The organism is Actinoplanes sp. NPDC051537 (assembly GCF_055586105.1).
This window is the reverse complement of the sequence record NZ_JBVJIU010000010.1, coordinates 366,474-386,630: the sequence shown is the minus strand read 5'-3', so window position 1 is coordinate 386,630 and position 20,157 is coordinate 366,474. Positions and strand designations below refer to the sequence as shown.

At 70.8% G+C, this 20,157-nt stretch carries 22 protein-coding genes; 8 read left to right on the top strand and 14 right to left on the bottom strand.

Annotated elements, in window-relative coordinates:
• Positions 1-16: 16 nt before the first annotated feature.
• Together ACZ6TB_RS26140 and ACZ6TB_RS26135 are read right to left on the bottom strand one after the other, a co-directional pair.
• The gene (locus ACZ6TB_RS26140; RefSeq protein ID WP_465557911.1) at positions 17-1,114 is read right to left on the bottom strand and encodes a fumarylacetoacetate hydrolase family protein; all 1,098 of its coding nucleotides are present in this window, start codon (positions 1,112-1,114) and stop codon (positions 17-19) included.
• The gene (locus ACZ6TB_RS26135) at positions 1,111-1,956 is read right to left on the bottom strand and encodes a hypothetical protein (protein ID WP_465557909.1); all 846 of its coding nucleotides are present in this window, start codon (positions 1,954-1,956) and stop codon (positions 1,111-1,113) included. The genes ACZ6TB_RS26140 and ACZ6TB_RS26135 overlap by 4 nt, the downstream gene beginning before the upstream one ends.
• Before the next feature lie 78 nt (positions 1,957-2,034).
• Here ACZ6TB_RS26135 and ACZ6TB_RS26130 point away from each other — a divergent pair, with 78 nt between their 5' ends.
• Entirely contained in the window at positions 2,035-3,198 is a 1,164-nt protein-coding gene (locus ACZ6TB_RS26130; protein ID WP_465557907.1) for a homogentisate 1,2-dioxygenase, read from the top strand.
• Here ACZ6TB_RS26130 and ACZ6TB_RS26125 read toward each other — a convergent pair.
• The 3 genes from ACZ6TB_RS26125 to ACZ6TB_RS26115 form a co-directional block, all read right to left on the bottom strand.
• Positions 3,195-3,599: a hypothetical protein gene (locus ACZ6TB_RS26125; RefSeq protein ID WP_465557905.1), complete on the bottom strand. Its 405-nt coding sequence runs from the start codon at positions 3,597-3,599 to the stop codon at positions 3,195-3,197. The two genes, ACZ6TB_RS26130 and ACZ6TB_RS26125, sit on opposite strands and share 4 nt — an antisense overlap.
• Positions 3,600-3,777: 178 nt before the next feature.
• Positions 3,778-3,945, bottom strand: coding sequence for a hypothetical protein (locus tag ACZ6TB_RS26120; RefSeq protein ID WP_465557903.1), 168 nt, complete (start codon positions 3,943-3,945; stop codon positions 3,778-3,780).
• A gap of 46 nt (positions 3,946-3,991) precedes the next feature.
• Entirely contained in the window at positions 3,992-5,212 is a 1,221-nt protein-coding gene (locus ACZ6TB_RS26115; protein WP_465557901.1) for a chitosanase, read from the bottom strand.
• A gap of 195 nt (positions 5,213-5,407) precedes the next feature.
• Here ACZ6TB_RS26115 and ACZ6TB_RS26110 point away from each other — a divergent pair, with 195 nt between their 5' ends.
• Genes ACZ6TB_RS26110 through ACZ6TB_RS26085 form a run of 6 tightly spaced genes read left to right on the top strand, consistent with a single transcriptional unit; the run spans position 5,408 to position 12,040 of the window.
• Positions 5,408-6,583, top strand: a complete 1,176-nt coding sequence (locus tag ACZ6TB_RS26110; protein WP_465557899.1) for an ROK family transcriptional regulator — start codon at positions 5,408-5,410, stop codon at positions 6,581-6,583.
• Positions 6,584-6,618: 35 nt separating this feature from the next.
• Positions 6,619-7,938 (top strand): ABC transporter substrate-binding protein, encoded by a 1,320-nt coding sequence (locus tag ACZ6TB_RS26105; protein WP_465557897.1) that lies wholly within the window; start codon positions 6,619-6,621, stop codon positions 7,936-7,938.
• Between the two features lie 4 nt (positions 7,939-7,942).
• Positions 7,943-8,869 (top strand): carbohydrate ABC transporter permease, encoded by a 927-nt coding sequence (locus ACZ6TB_RS26100; RefSeq protein ID WP_465557895.1) that lies wholly within the window; start codon positions 7,943-7,945, stop codon positions 8,867-8,869.
• Positions 8,866-9,753 carry a carbohydrate ABC transporter permease gene (locus tag ACZ6TB_RS26095; RefSeq protein WP_465557893.1) on the top strand — a complete coding sequence of 296 codons (888 nt, stop codon included), beginning with the start codon at positions 8,866-8,868 and terminating at the stop codon, positions 9,751-9,753. The genes ACZ6TB_RS26100 and ACZ6TB_RS26095 overlap by 4 nt, the downstream gene beginning before the upstream one ends.
• Positions 9,750-11,006 (top strand): family 4 glycosyl hydrolase, encoded by a 1,257-nt coding sequence (locus ACZ6TB_RS26090; protein WP_465557889.1) that lies wholly within the window; start codon positions 9,750-9,752, stop codon positions 11,004-11,006. The genes ACZ6TB_RS26095 and ACZ6TB_RS26090 overlap by 4 nt, the downstream gene beginning before the upstream one ends.
• On the top strand, positions 11,003-12,040 hold the full coding sequence (locus ACZ6TB_RS26085; RefSeq protein WP_465557887.1) for an N-acetylglucosamine kinase: 1,038 nt from the start codon (positions 11,003-11,005) through the stop codon (positions 12,038-12,040). Before ACZ6TB_RS26090 ends, ACZ6TB_RS26085 begins: the two co-directional genes overlap by 4 nt.
• A 268-nt stretch (positions 12,041-12,308) precedes the next feature.
• On the opposite strand, the gene ACZ6TB_RS26080 is transcribed toward ACZ6TB_RS26085, so the two are convergent.
• The 5 genes from ACZ6TB_RS26080 to ACZ6TB_RS26060 are packed head-to-tail and all read right to left on the bottom strand — an operon-like array spanning position 12,309 to position 15,572.
• Positions 12,309-13,454: a tetratricopeptide repeat protein gene (locus ACZ6TB_RS26080; RefSeq protein WP_465557885.1), complete on the bottom strand. Its 1,146-nt coding sequence runs from the start codon at positions 13,452-13,454 to the stop codon at positions 12,309-12,311.
• A 34-nt stretch (positions 13,455-13,488) separates the two neighbouring features.
• The gene (locus ACZ6TB_RS26075; protein ID WP_465557883.1) at positions 13,489-13,875 is read right to left on the bottom strand and encodes a PPOX class F420-dependent oxidoreductase; all 387 of its coding nucleotides are present in this window, start codon (positions 13,873-13,875) and stop codon (positions 13,489-13,491) included.
• Positions 13,872-14,351 carry a 2-C-methyl-D-erythritol 2,4-cyclodiphosphate synthase gene (gene ispF / locus ACZ6TB_RS26070; protein WP_465557881.1) on the bottom strand — a complete coding sequence of 160 codons (480 nt, stop codon included), beginning with the start codon at positions 14,349-14,351 and terminating at the stop codon, positions 13,872-13,874. The genes ACZ6TB_RS26075 and ispF overlap by 4 nt, the downstream gene beginning before the upstream one ends.
• Positions 14,352-14,355: 4 nt before the next feature.
• Positions 14,356-15,048, bottom strand: a complete 693-nt coding sequence (gene ispD, locus ACZ6TB_RS26065) for a 2-C-methyl-D-erythritol 4-phosphate cytidylyltransferase (protein WP_465557879.1) — start codon at positions 15,046-15,048, stop codon at positions 14,356-14,358.
• Positions 15,049-15,086: 38 nt separating this feature from the next.
• On the bottom strand, positions 15,087-15,572 hold the full coding sequence (locus ACZ6TB_RS26060; protein ID WP_026206027.1) for a CarD family transcriptional regulator: 486 nt from the start codon (positions 15,570-15,572) through the stop codon (positions 15,087-15,089).
• 429 nt (positions 15,573-16,001) lie between these two features.
• Between ACZ6TB_RS26060 and ACZ6TB_RS26055 the strand changes: the two genes are divergently transcribed.
• Positions 16,002-16,757, top strand: a complete 756-nt coding sequence (locus ACZ6TB_RS26055; protein WP_465557877.1) for a hypothetical protein — start codon at positions 16,002-16,004, stop codon at positions 16,755-16,757.
• Here the strand turns inward: ACZ6TB_RS26055 and ACZ6TB_RS26050 are convergent.
• Genes ACZ6TB_RS26050 through ACZ6TB_RS26035 form a run of 4 tightly spaced genes read right to left on the bottom strand, consistent with a single transcriptional unit; the run spans position 16,754 to position 20,143 of the window.
• Complete coding sequence (locus tag ACZ6TB_RS26050; protein ID WP_465557977.1) at positions 16,754-17,212, bottom strand: DUF6023 family protein; 459 nt, start codon at positions 17,210-17,212, stop codon at positions 16,754-16,756. The genes ACZ6TB_RS26055 and ACZ6TB_RS26050 overlap by 4 nt on opposite strands.
• Entirely contained in the window at positions 17,212-18,282 is a 1,071-nt protein-coding gene (locus tag ACZ6TB_RS26045) for a type III polyketide synthase (RefSeq protein ID WP_465557875.1), read from the bottom strand. Before ACZ6TB_RS26045 ends, ACZ6TB_RS26050 begins: the two co-directional genes overlap by 1 nt.
• Positions 18,276-19,430: an acyl-CoA dehydrogenase family protein gene (locus tag ACZ6TB_RS26040; protein ID WP_465557873.1), complete on the bottom strand. Its 1,155-nt coding sequence runs from the start codon at positions 19,428-19,430 to the stop codon at positions 18,276-18,278. The genes ACZ6TB_RS26045 and ACZ6TB_RS26040 overlap by 7 nt, the downstream gene beginning before the upstream one ends.
• Complete coding sequence (locus tag ACZ6TB_RS26035; protein ID WP_465557871.1) at positions 19,427-20,143, bottom strand: methyltransferase domain-containing protein; 717 nt, start codon at positions 20,141-20,143, stop codon at positions 19,427-19,429. The genes ACZ6TB_RS26040 and ACZ6TB_RS26035 overlap by 4 nt, the downstream gene beginning before the upstream one ends.
• Between the last annotated feature and the right edge of the window lie 14 nt (positions 20,144-20,157).

Genomic DNA, 20,157 nt, shown 5'->3' with positions numbered 1-20,157 from the left:
GGTAAGGCGCGAAAGACTAGGCGAGGATGGTTCCGGTCACTTCGCCCAAACCGATCTCCACGCCGGCCGCGCCGATCGTCGTACCGCCGATGGTGACCTTGTCGCCGTCCGCGAGGAATCCGCGGACGCTGCCGTCGGAGAGTTTGACCGGCTCGGCGCCGTTCCAGGTCAGCTCGAGGAACGATCCGACCTGGTCGCGGGCCGGGCCGGAGACCGTGCCGGAGGCGTAGAGATCGCCGGTGCGCACGTCGGCGCCGTTGCTGGTGAGGTGGGCGAGCTGCTGGGCCGCGGTCCAGTACATCGAGGCGAAGGGCGGCGCCGAGACCCGGGTGTCGTTCCAATCGATGCTCAGCCGGAGATCGAAGGTGGGACCGGCGGGCTGGAGATAGGGCAACGGCTGCGGATCTTGCGGCGCCGATGCGATGGGGGCGAGCGCCGACAGCGGCACCACCCAGGGCGAGACCGAGGTGGCGAACGACTTGGCCAGGAACGGTCCGAGCGGGCGGTACTCCCAGGCCTGGATGTCCCGCGCCGACCAGTCGTTGACCAGCGTGATGCCGAAGACGTGCTCGGCGAAGTCGGCGGTCGTGATGCGCCGGCCCGGGACGCCGACCACGAAGCCGACCTCGGCCTCGACGTCGAGCCGCCGGCACGGGCCGAACTCGCCGTCGCCCAGCTGCCCGCTCGGGCGCCGGATCGGCGTGCCCGAGACGACCACGGTGCTCGACCGGCCGTGATAGCCGATCGGCAGGCGCCGCCAGGCCGGGGGCAGGTCGGGCGCGTCGGGCCGCAGGATCGCCGAGACGTTCCGCGCGTGGTGCTCGGACGAGTAGAAGTCGGTGTAGTCGGCCACCTCGAACGGCAGATGCATCGTGACGTCGCTGAGCGGGATGCGGTCGGCGCCGCGGGACACGAAGTCGGCGATCGCGGCCCGCGCGGCCGTCCACTGTGCCCGGCCGGCGGCGAGCAGTGGGTTCAGCGTGGCCGCGGCGAGCGACCCACCGAGCGGTGACAGATCAATAACGGACGATCCCAGGCGTACGCCGAGATGGCGCTCGCCACGGGGACGGCTGAAAACGCCGTACGGGAGATTTTCGATGCCGTAGAGGCTCACTCGGGACCACCGTTGATCAGACCGAGCCGGACCAGCTCGGTGAGGGGCTCGACCACGTTGGCCGCGCCGAAGCCGACGAAAAGCGGGCGCGGGCCGTCGCGATGCAGGCGGGACGGCTCGACCAGGGGCAGCGGATGCGTCGCCGCCAGCACCTCGGCCACCTCGGCCACCTCGGCGCCCTCGACCGCGAGGATCGAGGCGGCCAGCACGTTGAGGAAGCCGTGGTGGGTGAAGCCGGTCTCCGGGTCGGTGTGCCGGATCGCGTGGCGCAGGCCGGCGGCCAGCCGGAACGGCAGCTCGCGATCGCGGCAGGCGCAGACCACGGCGGCCAGCTCGACCGGGGTCGGGAACAGCTCGGCCGCGAGCCCGCCGACGCGGAACTTCGGGGCGATGCGCAGGCCGTCGGCGCGGCACTCGGCGACCGTGTCGAGGGCGCCGAGCAGGCCCCAGCTCAGCGGGATCTCGGCGTACACCTCGAGGTCCTTGTCGTTTCCGGCGAGAGCGCGCAACTCGGCCAGGCCGGGCTGCGGATCCTCCCCGCGCCGGGCCACCGCCGCCTCCAGGTGGAAAACCACCGCGCCCGCCGACCGCAGCTTCTCGACCGCGACCGGCAGCGCGCTCACCGGGATGTCGCCGATGAGCGCGACCGGCAGCTCCCGGGCCGGCAGCTCGCCGCCGATCAGCGAGGCCGGCACCAGGAGCGGACCGAGCAGACCGGCGAACCAGCCCACTCGATGCTCGCCGTGCTTGGCCACCGCGTCGGGCAGGCTGATGAAGCTGGGCGGAAGCAGGGACGCGTCATCGACCAGCCCGGCGAAGAGCGAAGGCACCAGCGTTGACACGAAACTGAACCTAATAGACGCTTCGAGAGGCGGACAACCACGTCCGCTATGTCGGTTTTCACCGGGTGGGAGGCAACGATGCCGTACTACCGCAGCGTCGGCGAGGTGCCACACAAACGGCACACTCAGTTCCGGCGCCCCGATGGCGGCCTGTACGCCGAGGAACTGATGGGGCAGGAGGGGTTCTCCTCCGACTCGTCGCTGCTGTATCACCGGCACGCGCCGACCGCGATCATCTCGGCCGAGGCCCACGAGCCGCCGCCGGCCGGGCAGACGGCGAACCTGCCGCTCAAGCCGCGCCACCTGCGCACACACAAGCTCGACGCCGGTCCCGCCGACGCGGTGCTCGGCCGGCGTCCGCTGCTGGCCAACAACGACGTCCGGATCGGGTACGTGATCGCCGACTGGCCGTCCCCGCTCTACCGCGACGCGGTCGGCGACGAGTGCCTCTACATCGAGGAGGGCACCGCGATCATCGAGTCGACGTTCGGCCGGCTCGAGGTCGGCAGCGGCGACTATGTGATCATCCCGACCTCGGTGATTCACCGGATCGTGCCGCAGGGCCGGCCGGTGCGGATGCTGACGATCGAGGCAACCGGACATATCGGGCCACCCCGGCGCTATCTGTCGGTTCGGGGGCAGTTCCTCGAGCACTCGCCGTACTGCGAGCGCGATCAGCGGTCACCCGATTCGCCCCTGCTCGTCGACGAGACCGACGTCGAGGTGTACGTGAAGCACCGCGCCGGCTGGACCCGGCACGTGTACGCGCATCACCCGTTCGACGTGGTCGGCTGGGACGGCTGCCTCTACCCGTGGGCGTTCTCGATCCACGACTTCGAGCCGATCACCGGGCGCGTGCACCAGCCGCCGCCCGTGCACCAGACGTTCGAGGGGCCCAACTTCGTGGTCTGCTCGTTCGTCCCGCGCAAGGTCGACTACCACCCGCTGGCGATCCCGGTGCCGTACAACCACCACAACGTCGACTCGGACGAGGTGCTCTTCTATACCGGCGGCAACTACGAGGCGCGGCGCGGCTCGGGCATCGAACAGGGGTCGATCTCGCTGCACCCGTCCGGCTTCACCCACGGCCCGCAGCCGGGCGCGGTCGAGCGCGCCCTGGGCGTCGAGGCGTTCGACGAGCTGGCGGTCATGGTCGACACGTTCCGCCCGCTGGACCTGTGCGAGGCGGCGGTCGGGGTGGAGGACACCGGTTACGCCTGGACGTGGAACCGGAACGCCTAGGACAGCACCGCGACCTCGACGGTCATCCGGGTCGGCAGGGGCTTCTGCTGCGGTAGGGCCGGCGCCCGCAACGCATAGACGCGGGCGTCGCCCTTCTTGCGCAGGCAGTAGTCCTTGTCCGTCTCGAGCTTGAGATAGTCGGCAAGGAAGGCGACGCCGTTGGCCGGGTCGCACGCCGCCGCGGCGATGAACGGATCCCCGGTGGCGAACCCGATCGTGACCCGATCCTTGATCGGCTCGATCGCCCAATACCGCTGGTCGGCGCCGGTGCAGTTCTGCTCGTGCTCGGTCTTGCCCGGGCTCACGCAGAGCAACGACACATCCCCGGTGTACGCGTCGGTGCCGGGCCGCGGCGGATCGAGCCAGAGCGCGCCCTGGGGCAGTTTGTCCCCGGCGCCCATCGGCACCTGCACCTTGAGGATCGCCGTCCCCAGCGCTTGCGACGCCGGCCTGCTCGCGCCGCCCGGGCCGGCGCTCGCCGCAGCACTGGGCCCGTCACTGGGCCCGTCACTGGGCCCGTCACTCGGCTCGGCTTCCGGCGCCGCCACCCCCAAGGTCTCGCCCGATTTATCGGATTTATCAGCTTGAGAGCGGTAAAGCGTGACCGCAAACGTCCCGGCCGCCAGCACGATCAGCGCGATCGCCCCCCGCGAGCCATCCGCGACCGAGCCGCTCGCGCCGCATCAGCACGACGGTGACGACCACGAGCAGCACCACCGCGGCGCCGGCGAGCAGGAGATCGACCATGCTCGACAAGGTACCGGGGCCGCGACCCGACCCCGGTACCTAGTCGTCAGCCGATGTGGTAACTGTCGCCGTACACCTTGAAATCGAGCGGCCGGTTGAGGTCGAAGTTGCCGTTGTTGAGGAAGACCCGCTGCGCGGTGTCCACCCGGGACGTGTCCGAGTGGGCCTCCTCCTTCTTCATCTCGACCACGCGCTCGTCCAGGAACGCGTTGAGCCAGGCCCGCTCGTCGCCGCCCTGGGACGGCGGCTTCGCCTTGGCCAGCGCCCGGCTGCGGATCGACCGCATGCCGTCGTAGCCGTGCATGACCGCGGCGTCGTAGTAGGCGAACTGCCCGAGCGCCCGCACCCCGTCCGCCTTGCCGTCACGCACCGACGGGTTGAAGTACACGCGGTCGCGCTCGGCCTCCTGGGCGGCCTGGAACACCGAGTCGGCCGCCGCCGTCTTCCAGTCGCGGGTGAAGTTCGGGTCGAGGCCGCTGTGCGAGTCGCTGCCGTCGACGTTGCGCAGCGCCGGCAGGTACTTGGCGAGCACATTGGACGGCTTCGTCGCGGTGTAGGCCTCGACCAGCTCGAGCATGTCACCCGTACCGGAGCAGAATCCGATGATCCCGGCGGTGTAGCCGCGCCCGTCGCCGATGTCCTCGATGTAGGCGAACTGGGCCCGCCAGTCGAGCGACGAGTTCTCGGCCGCCGAGACGATTTCCATGGCGGCCTCCTTCTTCGCCGGATCGTCCAGGTTCTTGCCCGAAGGGGCAGAAGTGGCCGGGGTCGTGGGTGGTGTCGTCGTTCCGCCGCCGGGCATGGTCCAAGTCTGGTTCGACGCGTTCGTGCACGTCCAGATCTGCAGCCGGGTGCCGTTCGCCGAGCTCTTGCCCGTCACGTCCAGGCATTTGCCCGACCCGCTGTTGACCAGCGCGCCGTTCGAGACGGCCCATTTCTGCGCGCCGGTGGCGTTGCAGTCGTAGAGCTGAATCTTGGCTCCGTTCGTCGTCGAGGCGCCCGCGACGTCCAGGCATTTGCCCAGCGCGCGGATCGACCCGTCCGAGTTCCCGACCGTCCATTGCTGGGCGGAGCTGCCGTTGCAGTCGTAGAGCTGCACGGCCGTGCCGTTGGCGGACGAACCGCCGGCGACGTCGATGCATTTGCCGCCGAGACCGGTGATCGGTCCGGCGGTGGCGGCACTGGCCGGGAGCAGGCCGTAAGCGACGGCTGCGGCGGGGACGACCAGTCCCATTGAGGCGTACGCGAGTCTCCTCACGCGTTTCATGGCGCTCCTCGAAGAGGGGGATTACGGGGATGGCGCGCGCGTTGGGTCGGAACGCTACAACTGTTAAAGAGGTTTATCAATCCCTGTCGATGACGAGGTCTAGGCTGCCGGAGTGGGCCTTGACACAGGGCGGGCCCGTGCCTACCGTCCGAGGCAACTGTTAGCCAGTTTGCCAATCACCACCCGGGAGCCCCGTTGACGCGTCTGGCCGGCTCGTCCAAGCTGCTCCGCGCCATGAACGAGAGCGCGGCGCTCGCGCACCTGCTCGACCCGGGCATGCTCACCCGGTCCGACCTGCGCAAGCTGACGGCGCTCTCGACGCCGACGATCTCCGAGGTGCTGCGCCGGCTCACCGACGCGGGCCTGGTCAACGTCGTCGGCCACAACAGCGGCCGGCCGGGGCCGAACGCGGAGATCTACGCGGCCAACCCCGACGCGGCATACACGGCGGCCGTCTCGGTGCGCGACATCGGCACCAGCGGCACCCCGTCGGTCACCGCCGCGCTCTGCGACCTGACCGGCTCGGTGCGGGCCCGGTTCGAGGCCCGCGTCGACTTCCTGGCGACCCAGCCAGCCGACGCGCTGGTCGACGTGGTCGCCCGGCTCCGCGACGAGGCCGGCGTCCCGGCCGATCGGGTCCGGCACGTGCAGCTCGGCGTCCCCGGCTCGTACGACTCCCGCACCGAGACCATCCGCCACGTGGACGTGCCCGGCTTCGGCCGCACCGGCCTGGTGCCGGAGATCGCCGCGGCGCTCGCCACCCACATCGGCGTCGACAACGACGTGAACCTGGCCGCCGTCGCCGAGCGCCGGCGCGGAACCGGCCGGGACGCGGACGGGTTCGCGCTGCTCTGGATCGGCCAGGACGGCCTCGGTCTCGCCATCGACATCGCCGGCTCACTGATCCGCGGCGCCCGCGGTGGCGCCGGCGAGATCGGCTACATGCCGCTGTACTCGCCCGAGTCCAACCAGCGCAAGCTCGACCTGCAGGACCTCTTCGGCGGCGCCGCCATCCTCGAGCTCGCCCGCGACAACGGCATCACCGGGGAGACGCCGGCCGACGTGGTGCGGGCCGCCGCCGCCACGCCGGCGAATGAGTTCGTCACGGCGCTGGCCGATCGCATCGCGGTCGGACTGGCCGCGGTCACCGCCGTGCTCGATCCCTACCTCGTGGTGCTCGCCGGCCCGATCGCCCAGGCCGGCGGCGACACGCTGCTGACCGCGGTGACCGCCGCGGCCCGCCGCACCGCGCCCCTGGAGAGCTCGATCGCGGTCACCACCATCGACGACGACGCGGTTCTGCTCGGCGCGCTCGACGCCGGGCTGACCGCCGTCCGGGAAGCCTTGATCACCGCAATTCGCGACAGCTGATCCCCCCGCTGCACTGAGTCAGTTGAGAGGCCAAAGTGAACAAACGGATACCCCCAGCCCTTTTTGCCCTCGGCACCGCTGTTTTGCTGACCACCGCCTGCACCCCGGCGCCCAAGGAGGAGACCAAGATCGCCGATCCCGGGACTCAGGTCTCCGGGACCGTCGAGTTCTGGCACTTCTTCACCGAGCGCGAGGCCGACGCCATCGACCAGGTCATCAAGGACTTCGAGTCGACCCACCCGAACATCAAGGTGACGATCAAGTCCGGCCAGGACGACTCGAAGGTCACCCAGGCCATCGGCGCCGGCAACGGCCCGGACGTCGGGCTGTCCTACTCCACCGACATCGTGGGCAAGTTCTGCTCGTCGGGCGCCTGGGTCGACCTCACCCCGTACATCACCCGGGACAAGGTCGACCTGAACCAGCTCAACGCCACCACCCGGCAGTACACCGAGTTCAACGGCAAGCGATGCGCAATGCCGTTCCTCGCCGACGCCTACGGCATGTACTACAACAAGGACATGTTCGCCAAGGCGGGCATCACGGCGCCGCCGAAGACCCTCGACGAGCTCACCGAGGACGCCAAGAAGCTGACGGTCAAGAACGCCGACGGCTCGCTGAAGACGGTCGGATTCCTTCCGCTGTACGACTTCTACGAGAACGCGGCGGCGCACCTGGCCCCGGCCACCGGCGCCAAGTGGCTGACCGATGACGGCAAGTCGGCGGTCGGCACCGACCCGAACTGGAAGACGCTGCTGACCTGGCAGAAGAACCTCGTCGACTGGTACGGCTACGAGAACCTGAACAAGTTCCGGGCCTCGCTCGGCGACGAGTTCAGCGCCGACAACGCGTTCCAGAAGGGCCAGGTCGCGATCAACATGGACGCCGAGTACCGCCTGGCGTTCCTGAAGGACCAGGCCCCCAAGCTCAAGTACGGCGTGGCGCCGATCCCGACCGCCGACCCGTCCCGCTACGGCGGCGGCTACGTGACCGGCAACATCCTGGGCATCTCGAAGAACGCCAAGAACCCCGAGGCGGCCTGGGAGCTGATCAAGTACCTGACCACGAACGACCAGGCCGTCGCGAAGCTGGCGAACCTGATCAAGAACGTGCCGACCACGCAGAAGGCGATCGCCGACCCGACGCTGAGCGCGGACGCCGACTTCAAGACGTTCATCGACATCTTCACCAACCCGAACTCGATGACCACGCCGCCGTCCGCCTCGGGCCCGGCGTACCAGGAGACGTTCGGCAAGTTCCTCACCGACTACCAGGCCGGCAAGGTGAAGGACCTGGACGCCGGGCTGGCCAACGCCGACAAGCAGATCAACAGTGTCATGACCCTGGGCGGCTGACGGAATGACCGCCATCCGCTTGAAGAAGAACCTGACCACCTTGTCGTTCCTGGCGCCCGCGCTGATCGGCATCGCGGTGTTCTTCCTGTACCCCCTCGTCTCGGCGGTCTACTTCTCGTTCACGAAGTTCGACCTGCTCTCCGTGCCCCAGTGGGTCGGGCTGGACAACTACAAGCGGATGGCGGACGACCCGTTCCTGCTCCAGGCGGTACGCAACACGCTGTGGATGGTGGTGGTCTTCGTCCCGGCGCGCATCATCGGGGCGATCGGGCTGTCCATGTTGCTCACTCAGATCCGGCGGGGTGCGGGCTTCTTCCGTACGGTGTTCTACCTGCCCTCGCTGGTGCCGCCGGTGGCCGCGACCATCGCGTTCGTCTACCTGCTCAAGCCGGGTACCGGTCCGGTGAACCACTTCCTCGAGAAGATCGGCATCGACGGCCCGCTCTGGTTCAACTCTCCCACCTGGGCGAAGCCGTCGCTGGTCCTGCTGGGCCTGTGGGCCATCGGCGACCTGATGGTGATCTTCCTGGCCGCGGTGCTGGGCGTTCCCGAGAGCCTGTACGAGGCCGCGTCGCTGGACGGCGCGAACGCCTGGCACCGGTTCAAGTCGATCACGCTGCCGTCGATCCAGCCGGTGATCCTGTTCGCGGCCGTCACCGGCGTGATCTACACGTTGCAGTACTTCGACCAGGCGGCGGTGGCCGGCTCGATCGCCAGCGGGCAGGCCACCACCGGCGCCGGGATCTCCCAGTCCTTCGGCTATCCCGAGGGTTCGACCTTCACCTATCCGCTCTGGCTCTACACCGTCGGCTTCCGCTACAACGCGCTCGGCTACGCGAACGCCCTGGCCATCGCCCTGTTCGTGGTGGCCTTCGCGGTGACCGTCATCCTGATGCGCCGAGCCAAGGCCTTCTCCGGGGAGGAATCGTGACCGCGGTTCTGGATGTTCCCGCCGATCCGGTTCTCGCGCCGTCGCCGGACCGCCGGTTGCGCCGGCAGAACCGGCTGGCGTGGATCGCCAAGCACAGCATCGCGATCGTCATCACGATCATGTTCCTGACGCCGGTGATCTACCTGGTGCTGCTCTCGCTGATGACCAGCAACCAGGCGCTCACCAGCGACTACTGGCCGAACACGTGGCACCCGGAGAACTACGTCAAGGTCTTCCAGGCCACGCCGTTGCCGCGATACCTGCTGAACACGGTGATCTACGCGGTCCTGTCCACGGTCCTGACCCTGGCGTCGAGCGTGCCGGCCGCGTACGCCCTCGCGAAGTTGAAGTTTCGCGGCCGCAACGCGCTCTTCCTCGTGATCATCTGCGTCATGATGTTGCCGCCGCAGGTCGTGACCGTCCCGCTGTACCTGATGTGGGCGCGGTACCACCTGACCGGCTCGCTGGCGCCGCTGATCATCCCGGCCCTGTTCGGCGACGCGTTCTGCATCTTCCTGCTGCGGCAGTTCCTGCTCACGATCCCGTCCGAATATCTGGACGCGGCCCGGGTGGACGGCTGCGGCGAGTGGCGAACGCTGCTGCGCGTGGTGCTGCCGATGGCCAAGCCCGGCATCGCGGCGGCCGGCCTGTTCCAGTTCTTCTTCTGCTGGAACGACTACTACGGGCCGCTGCTCTACACGAGCGAGAACGAGAAGGCGTGGACGCTGACGCTGGGCCTGGCGTCGTTCCGGACCGTCCATCACGTCGACTGGAACCTGGTCACGGCGGCAACGGTGCTGGCGATGGCTCCTCTCATCATCATCTTCTTCTTCGCTCAGCGTGCATTTGTGCAGGGCATTACCTTGACGGGGTTCAAAGGGTGAAAATCGCGGTAATCGGCGGCGGCTCGACCTACACGCCCGAGCTGGTGGACGGCTTCGCTCGGCTCGGGTCGATGGTCGACGAGCTCGTCCTGATCGATCCGGCTTCCTCCCGCTTGGAGATCGTCGGCGCCTTCTCGGCCCGGATCTTCAACCACTACGGCCACCCCGGCAAGGTCACCTGGACCACCGACCTCGACGCCGGCGTGACCGATGTGGACGCTGCCGTGATCCAGCTGCGGGTCGGCGGGCAGAACGCGCGGATCAGCGACGAGACCTTTCCGCTCGAGTGCGGCTGCGTCGGCCAGGAGACGACCGGCGCCGGCGGGCTGGGCAAGGCGCTGCGTACCGTCCCGGTCGTCCTCGACGTGGCTGACCGGATCCGGCGGCGGGCCAAGCCGGGCGCGTGGATCGTCGACTTCACCAACCCGGTCGGCATCGTCACGCGGGCGCTGCTCGACGCCGGGCACAAGGCGGTCGGCCTGTGCAACGTCGCGATCGGCTTCCAGCGTCGATTCGCCTCCTACCTCGGCGTCGACCCGTCCGCGGTCGTCCTCGATCACGTCGGTCTGAACCACCTGACGTGGGAGCGGCGTGCCCTTGTGGACGGTGTTGATCGTCTTCCCGGGCTGATCTCCGAACACTTGTCGGACATTTCGGATATGGTGGACGTCCCAGCCTCGATCATCAGCATGCTTGGCAATGTGCCTTCCTATTACCTGTCGTACTTCTACAACCACGACAAGCACGTACGGGAATCGCTCGGTGCGCCGACCCGCGGGCAGCGCGTGGCCGAGATCGAGGCGACACTTCTGTCGCTCTATCGGGACGTGTCGTTGGTCGAGAAGCCGGCACTGCTCGCCGAGCGTGGCGGCGCCTTCTACTCGGAAGCCGCCGTCGGACTGCTCGCCTCGCTGTACGGCCACGACGACTCCTCGGTGCACTCGGTGAACGTGCGCAACAACGGCGTCCTGCCGTTCCTCCCGGACCACGCGGTCATCGAGGTCTCGGCCCGGGCGGGCCTCGAGGGGCCGGCGCCGCTGCCGGTCACCCCGGTCACGCCCGACCTGGCCGGACTCATCACCCACGTCTGGGGGTACGAGGAACTGGCCGTCGAGGCGGCGTTGAAGGGTGGCCGTGATCGCGTCTACCGCGCCCTGCTCGCGCACCCGCTGATCGGCCAGCACGAATACGCGGACGCGCTCGCCGACAAGCTCATCGCGTCCGGCCGGGACCACCTCGCGTGGGCCCGATGAGAGCGCTCCATCTGGCGATCGACGGGGGCAACTCGAAGACGGACGTGCTGCTCGGCGACGAGTCCGGCGAGATCCTCGGCTTCGTCCGGGGCGGCACGTCGTCCCCGCACAACATCGGCCTGCCCGGCACCATCGAGGTGCTGGGCCGGCTGATCCGGGCCGTGCACGACGACGCCGGCCTACCGTTCGGGGCCCCGATCGAGGCGATCGCCGTCTACCTGGCCGGGGCCGACCTGCCGATCGAGGTGACCCGGCTGCACCAGGCCATCGAGGCGGAGAGCTGGGCCCGGCGCACGATCGTCGACAACGACTGCTTCGCGATGCTGCGGGCCGGCACCGCGATGCCGGACGCGGTCGTGGTCGTCTGCGGCGCCGGCAACAACTGCGTGGGGCGAGCCGCCGACGGCCGCACGTCCCGTTTCCTGGCCCTGGGCCCGATCACCGGCGACTGGGGCGGCGGCCACGACCTGGCCGACCACGCCCTGCGCTCGGCCGCCCGCGGCGAGGACGGACGGGGCCGCCCCACGGCTCTCTCCCGGGCCGTGGCCGACCACTTCGGACTCCCGTCGGTCGAGGCCGTGAGCATCGCCCTGCACGTCGGCGACCTGCCCACGGACCGCATCTACGAGCTGGCCCCGGTCCTGTTCGAGGTGGCCGCGACCGGCGACGAGGTGGCGTCCGCGCTGATCGACCGCCAGGCCGCCGAGATCCTGGCCCAGCACCGCGTGGCCGCCGGCCGCCTGGGCCTGCTCCCCCGCCCGCACGCCCTGGTCCTGGGCGGCGGCGTCCTGCGAGCCCGCCACCCCCAGCTGCACAATCAGATCGTCACCGGCGCCCGCCGCCAGGCCCCGCACGTGGAGATCGCCGTCCTGGAGTCCCCACCGGTCGCGGGCGCCGCGTTGCTGGCCTTGGACGCCCTCGGCTTGTCGCGAAACGCCGAGCCGACCCTGCGCGCCGCGATCGCCGGCCGCCGCCCGGTCATGGTCCCCCCGGTGTCCCTCGACGGCGCCCGGCTGGACCCGATCGCCGACTGACGGGCCCGGTCTTGCTTTGCGTGGCGCTCTGTGGACGGTCGAACGAAACTGTCGTACCCCCACCCCTACTCTCACCCCACCCAGTGACCGGGTGGGGTCAGGTAACCAGGGCGGGCGGAAGTCCAGCTGACCGTGCGAGGAGCGGCGACCCAACGAGGCGCGGCGCGCTGCGTGGCGCCCTCACGCAACGGCGGCGATGCGCTGAGACGACGGGGCGCGGCGAGACGACGGGGCCGGCGGATGAGGTGACGAGCGGGTTGAGGACGCCTCAGCGGCGGATCAGGACCAGCAACCCGGCCACCGCCGCCAGCACCATCCCGGCGACCAAGGGGACCACGCCGCCGATCACGGCGTAGACCGGCAACAGCACGGGAGCGGCGAAGCTCAGGTACGCCGCCGCGACCAAGGGGCGGTGCGAAGCGCGCAGGCGGGTGAGGGCGCCGGGCACGTTGCGGTTGAGCCAGAACGTCACGCCGCCCAGGATCACCAGGCCGATCAGGGCCGCCCACATGCGCGAGATGCCCTCGCTGGCCAGCGTCATCGCGGCCGCCACCACGGCGGCGATCAGGGTCGCGTTGGTGCTTATCCGCACGCCGCGGCGGAACGCCTCGACCTCCTCGGCCGAGAGGTCGAGCACCGGGCCGGCCGGGCGGCTCACCGCGGGCTCGCCGGTCCAGGTCGCCGAGGTGCGCGCCGGGGGCAGGTCGGGCTCGGGGCGGTCGGGCGGCTGGTAGGGGCGGGGGAAGGGATCGGGGTACGGGCCGTCGTCGGGGATCGGCTCCTCGACGGGGACGGGCAGGGCCGCTTCGTCGGCGAGCTCCTCGAGGGCCTGGGCCCAGCGGCGGCGCTCGAAGCGGACGATGCCGACGTCGCTCTGGGCGTCACCGATCGCCGGGTCGAGGTCGAGCGCTTCCGCGTACGCCCGCTGGGCCAGCTCGAACAGGCGCAGGCGCGCGGCGACGACGGCGAGGACCAGGTGCGCCTCGGCCTCGGCGGGCGCGACCCGGACGCCGTTCCACGCGGCGTTCAGCGCCTCCTGGCCGTTGCGCGACTCACTGAGCAGGGCGGCGCCGGTGCGCTGGGCGTACGCGTCGGCGGGCCACCGGCGCAGAATGTCGACGGCGACCCGGGCCGCGTCGCCGTAGCGCCGGCTGTCGGCGAGCGCCATCGCGCGTACGACCAAGGTCGTCAGCGTCTCGGGAGCGGCCGCGAAGGCCCGCTCCGCCGCCGTGAGCGCCTCGGCCGGCTGATCGGCGGCCAGGTGGATCCGGGCCAGGGTGGCCAGCAGGCTGGGCTCGTCGGGGGCCGCCGCGAGCCCGGCCGCGATCTCCCCGGCCGCCTCGTCGTAGCGGCCCAGGTCGGCGAGCAGCAGCGCGCGCTGCCGGTACTCCTCCGGCGTGGTGTCGGGATCCACGAGTCGAGCGTATTCGCCCGCCGCACTACGAGCGCTAGTGGGTGATGACCTTGGTCGGGGTGACCCGGCAGACCACCCGAACGCCGCCCGGCGTCGGCGTGAACGGCTTTCCGTCGTACTTGTGGCTCAGTTCGTCGATCAGTTCGTCGCCGCCCTCCTCGACGAGGGTGACCGTGCCGTCGACGGTGAAGTAGAAGTACGGGTCGGCCGGGTCGTACGCGCACAGCGACACCCGCGGGTCGCGCTCCATGTTCCGGGTCTTGCGCCGTCCCCGGATCGTCGAGAACAGCACGTCATCGCCGTCGCGCTTGACCCAGACGACGGTGGATTGCGGGCTGCCGTCCGAGTTGATCGTGGTGAGGACGGCGAACGTGGTCGAGTCGACCAGGCGGCGGACGGAGTCCGGAAGCGAGACTGTCATGCCCCGATCTTGCACACCAGGGCGACGGCCGTCGCGGCCAGCCCCTCCCCGCGCCCGGTGAGGCCGAGCCCGTCGGTGGTCGTGCCGGAGACGGTGACGGGCGCCCCGACGGCGTCGGAGAGCACCTTCTGCGCCTCGTCCCGCCGCTTGCCGATCTTGGGCCGGTTGCCGATGACCTGGATCGAGACGTTGACGATCTCGAAGGACGCGGCCCGCAGCAGGCGCGCGGTCTCGGTCAGCAGCGCCACGCCCGAGGCGCCGGCCCACTCCGGGCGGCTCGTCCCGAAGTTGCTGCCCAGGTCCCCAAGCCCGGCCGCCCCGAACAGCGCGTCGCAGGCCGCGTGGGCGGCGACGTCGGCGTCGGAGTGCCCGGCCAGCCCGATCTCGTCCGGCCAGAGCAGCCCGGCCACCCAGCAGGGCCGGCCGGGAGCGAACGCGTGCACGTCGGTGCCGATGCCCACCCGCTGATCAACCACGGGCTCAGCCTAGATGGAGCAGAGCCTCGGCCAGGATCAGGTCGAGCGGCCGCGTGATCTTCATGGCCAGCTCCGAGCCCGGCACGCAGGTGACCGGCAGCCCGGCCTTCTCCACCAGCCCCGCGTCGTCGGTGAGGGCGCCGGCGGCGCCGGCGTGGGCGGCCGCCAGCACGTCGTGCCGGAAGCCCTGCGGCGTCTGCACGCTGCGCAGCACCGACCGGTCGACGGTGCCGAGCACGACCTCGCCGGGGCCGACCTCTTTGATCGTGTCGACCACGGGCAGCACCGGGATGACCGCCGGATGGCCGTCGCGCACGGCCGCGGCCACCGACTCGATCAGCTGCGGCGGCGTGAGCGCGCGCGCCGCGTCGTGCACGAGCACGATGCCGATCTCGGACGGGACCGCGGCCAGGGCGAGAGAGACGGACTCCTGCCGCTCGGTGCCGCCGGCCACCACGGTCACCGGCGCCACCGGGGCGAGCAGCTCGCGTACCGCCTCGACGTCGCCGGCCGGCGCGGCCACCACGATCCGGCGCACCGAGGGCGCGGCCGCGACCCGGCGGATGGCGTGCACGAGCAGGGGCTCCCCGCCGAGCAGCCGCAGCGCCTTGGGACCGCCCGGGCCGAGTCGCAGCCCGGCGCCCGCGGCCGGAACAAGGACCGCGACGTCACCCCGAGCATTAAGCTGCGCGGTCACGTCGCGGTCCTGTGCAGAGATTTTTGGTTGTGCAGATCTCAGGCCTCGGTGAGAACCTTGTCGAGCAGAACCTCGGCCTCGTCCTTGGTGCTCTTCTCCGCGAGAGCAACCTCACCGACCAGAATGTCGCGGGCCTTCGCCAGCATGCGCTTCTCTCCGGCCGAGAGACCACGCTCGCGCTCGCGACGCCAGAGGTCACGAACAACCTCGGCAACCTTCAGGGGGTTACCGGACGCCAGCTTCTCGAGATTGGCCTTGTAACGCCGCGACCAGTTGGTCGGCTCCTCGGTGTGCGGTGCGCGGAGGACGTCGAAGACCTTACCCAGGCCTTCCTCGCCAACCACCTCGCGCACGCCGACGATTTCGGCGTTCTCAGCGGGCACCCGAACAGTCAGATCACCCTGTGCAACACGAAGAACGAGATACTGCTTCGGCTCGCCCTTGATGACCCGAGTCTCGATTGCCTCGATGAGTGCGGCCCCGTGGTGGGGGTAAACAACGGTCTCGCCGACACTGAAAACCATAGGTTCGAAGCCCCTTTCGCTGTGTCTAGGGTAACACGCTCAGGCAGCTATGTCCCACCCAGGCGGTGACTGTTAGTGCAGCTCAGGGGCCTTGTGACGGGCCTTTCTACGGCTTGACAGGAGCGTCGGAAGCTGCCTCAGTAACGGAATGTGACGAAAGCGTGACCGCTTTGCCCAGCGAGTCGGATATTTCGCACCTACGCCGTTTGTGAGGTCAAGCTTATCGCTAAGGTCCGGAAGCGCGCACTACTGGCGGTCGAGCCACGGTTAAGGAAGGCTGGGCTTTAGGTTCCCCGACCGAAGATTCGCAGGGCCAGCCCGAAGATTCGCAGGGCCAGCCAGGACTGGTGAGGGCCAGCTAGGTGCTGGCCAGCTAGGACTGGTGGCTAGCTAGGACTGATGAGGGTCGGCCAGGGGGGAGGGTGAGTCATGGCAGGTCCGAGCGACAACGGCGGATGGTCGTCCGACGATCTGCCCGACCTGCCCGAGGAGTGGGGCGTGATCGTCATCCCGGACGATCTGTCCGAGCTTTCCGACGAGGTCGAGGCCGTCCGCGCTGAGCTGCGTGAAGCCGACAAACCGTCCCGTTGGGGCCGCTTCTCCCGCCGCCCCGCCGTCCGCCGCGTCCGCAAGGTCCTCGCCGCCGGCGTCCGCGCCCCGGTCCTGATCATCTCGATGGCCGTCCTCGTCACCGTGGCCAGCCTCTTCGCCTCGGCGTGGCCCGGCCCGCCCCGCCAGCCCGCCACCCAGCGCACCGCGAGCACGACCGAGGAACGCGCCGACCCGCTCCCCGCGCTCGAGCTCCTCGGCTCCGACGGTCAGACCGTGCCGCTGCGTGGCCAGCTACCCGCTGTGATTCTGCTGATCGACGGCTGCGACTGCTCCGGTCTGGTGTCCGACACGATCGCCGCGGTGCGGCCCGAGATCGCCGTCGTCACCGTCTCGACCGCCACGCCCGGCGTCACGGCCGGGGTCACCCCGCCGACCGGCGCGACCCCGCAGGCGCAGGGCAAGACCGTGCGGATGCTCAAGGACCCGAGCGGCGGCGTGCGCGGCCAGCTCAAGGTCGGCCAGCCCGACGGCACGGCCGCGGCGCTCCTGGTCGACAAGACCGGCACCATCATCCGCCGGGCGCCCCGGATAGCCGAGGTCGAGGAGATCCGGCCCGACCTGGCGCGGCTCTAGCCCGGAACGGTGCGCACCAGCGAGTAGCGGAAGATCACCGGCCCCGCGTCGTTGACCGCGACGTGCAGCCGCAGCTCGCCCGACGTACTGACCGTGAAGCTGTCCATCGGGTTGCCGCCGGCGCAGCTCAGGCCGTGCCCCGAGTCGGTGCCGACCTCGCCGAGGCTGACCCGCACCTGACTGTCCGACGGGCCCACGCAGACCACCGACACCTCGAACTCGCCCGACCCGACGTCGGAGAGCACCAGGTGGTCGCGGCCGGGCGAGAGCGCCACGGTGTCGCCGGCCTCCTGATCGTCCGCGTCGGGCAACAGGTCCTGGGCGCTGCGCCGCCACTGCGCGAGCCTCGGGTCGGGGTCGTCGTGCGGCGCCGCCCGCAACCACCAGAAGCTCCCGCCGGCGAGCAGCACGAGGGCGCACGCGTAGAGCACCACGCCGCGCGCCCGATCGCCCATCACGCTGTGACTGTAGAGGTCTCGAGCAGGGTTCCGTAGAGCGTGAGCCCGGGGCCGAAGGCCAGCATCACCACCCGGTCCGGCGGCGCCGCGCGGCGGCGCAGAGCATCCAGCACCAGCAGCACGGTGGGTGAGGAACAGTTCCCGTACGCGGCGAGCACGTCCCGCGACGGCGACAGCGCCGCGTCATCGACGCCGAGCCGCTCCTGGACCACGTCGAGGATCTTGGGACCGCCCGGGTGCACGGCCCAGCCGTCCACGTCGCCGATCCGCAGATCGTGCCGGGCCAGCAGGTCGACGACCAGTTTGCGGACGTGCACGGCGAGCACGTCGGGCACCCGCGGCGACAGTCCCATCCGGAAGCCCAGATCGGTGACCTCCCACGTCATGTGGTCGGCTGTCGTGCTGTCGGTGACGGCGGCAATATCCCGTACGGCGTATCCGGGAAGTCCTCTCTCACCCGGAGTGAGCACGACGGCAGCCGCCGCGTCCGAGAAGAGCGCGTGCGAGACGATCTGCTGCACGTCGGCCCGGCCGCCCGGCGGCTGGAGATGCAGGCTGGTGAGCTCGGCGCAGAGCAGCAGCGCCGGCCGGCCCTGGGCGAGCACGAAGTCGGCGGCCGAGCCGAGGCCGGGCAGCGCCGCGTAACAGCCCATGTGCCCCACGAAGAGCCGCCGCACGTCGGGCGCCATGCCCAGGTCGCGGGCGAGCAGGATGTCCAGCCCCGGCGTTCCGTAGCCGGTGCAGGAGCAGACCGCGAAGAGCCCGATCTCGTCGGCCGCCAGCCCGGCGTCGGCCAGCGCCCGCTCGGCCGCGGCCCGGCCCAGCGGGACCGCTTCGACCTGGAAGCGGCGCATCCGGCGCTCGGTCGACCAGCCGGAGACGTCCTCCAGCAGCGGGCTCACGGCGGCCTGCCGGGTGGTCACCCCGGAGTTCGCGAAGATCCGCTGAGCGAGCGTACGGCGGGCGCCCGCGTACCGGTTCGCGAAGAACCCCGACCAGACCTCGTCCTGCTGGATCGTCGGGGGCAGCGCGACGCCCACGCCCGCGATCGTCGCCGGGGTCACCATCGCGGCGCGAACCCCTCGGAGTCGGGATCGCCGCCGAGCGCGTCCACGCCGAGCCAGTCCGCGCAGACGTCGCTGGTGGCCGGTTGCAGCGAACCGGCCCGGGCGTCGCGGTAGAGCCGCTCGAGCGGGTGCCCGCGGCGCATCGCGGACGTGCCCGCCGCCTCCAGCATCGAGGCCGCCACCTCGGCCGCGGTCGTCCCGGCCAGCAGCTTGGCCCGCCACACCCAGCGGTTCGTCTCGGCGTCGCCGGGCTCGGCGTCGACCCGGCGGGCCGCCTCCATCACCGCCAGGTGAGCGGCCGCGACGGCGGCGTCGGCCCGGCCGATCCGGGCCCGCACGGCCGGCAGGTGGCCGAGCTTGCGCTCGTTGACGTGCTCGATGGCGGCGTCCACCGCGGCCCGGGCCACGCCGACGTAGACGGCGGCGTAGCTGGCCACCATCCAGTGCGGCGCGAGCTGGGCCACCACCAGGGCCAGGCCCTCCACGCCGCCGAGCAGCGCGCCGGCCGGGACGGTCACGTCGATGTGCACGTCGTGCGAGGAGGTGGCGCGCATGCCGAGCGCGTCCCAGGTCGGCTCGACCCGCAGCCCGTCGCCGGCCGGCACCAGGAACTGCGACACCTGGCTCGGGTCGGCGGCGCTGCGGGCGGCGACCAGATAGGCGTCCGCGTGCCCGGCGCCGGAGCAGAACGTCTTGGCGCCCTCGATGTGGAAGCCGCCGTCGACCGCTCGGTAGGAGGTGGTCATCTGGGACAGCCGGGAGCCGGCGCCGCGCTCGCTCATCGCCACCGCGTACCAGGAGCCGTCGGCCGCCGCCCGCAGGTAGTCGTCGCGGGCCCGGATCGCCTCCGGCGGCAACCCCAGCGCCTCGGCCAGTTCGTCGGTCACGCCGCTGAGGGCGCCGGTGACCGAGGCGTGCATGTTGAAGATCAGCGCGGTGGCCCCGTTGCCCCGGGCCAGCTCGTACGCGATCGCCGCGTAGTCCGCGAACCCGGCGCCGGCCCCGCCCAGCCGCTCGGGCGCCATCAGCCCGAACAGGCCGGCCCGGCGCAGGTCGGCGAAGTCGTCGGCCGGAAACGTGCCGTCCCGGTCGTGTGCGGCCGCACGGGCCGCGAACCGGGGCGCCAGCCGCCGGGCTTCGTCGATCATGAAGGCTCTCCCTCTTTGCGACCGGTCCCCTGGTAGAGCACCGCGGTCAGCCCGGTCGGCACGATCCGGCCGCCGGTTTTCTCGCGCCGCAGCAGCCCCCACCGGATCAGGCCACCCACGGTCGGGCGAGCGCCGTGCACCCGCAGACGTACCCCGTGCCGGGCACATTCATCGATCAATCTTCGGGGCCGGACGAACAGCGCCGGATCGTGCAGGTTCTTGGGCGCGAGGCCGACCAGCTCGCCCAGGGTGACCGTGACGAACCGGCTCAGCGCGTTGTCGTTGACCGTGTCCAGCACCAGCAGGCCGCCCGGCTTGAGCACCCGGGACAGCTCGGCCACCGTCCCCGGCAGGTCGGTCACGTGCTCGAGGATCTCGCCCGCCGCCACCACGTCGGCCGAGGCGGTGGCCAGCGGCAGCGCGGTCACGTCGCCGTTGACCGGGTGCACCCCGTGCTCGGCGGCCGTCCGCAGGCCGGACTCGCGCAGGTCGACGCCCACGTGCCGGTAGCCCTTGCCGGCCAGGTGCGGCGCGAGCAGCCCGCCACCGCAGCCGGCGTCGACCAGCACCGCGCCGGCCCGGGCGGCCGGCGGGATGAGTGACGCGCGCGCCGCCGCGAGCCAGTGCAGCAGCTCGAAGCCGCCGCCCGGTCGCCACCACTCGGCGGCCAGCTCGTCGTACTGACGCGGATCGTTACGGGGCATCGACCGCATGTGATCGAGCCTGG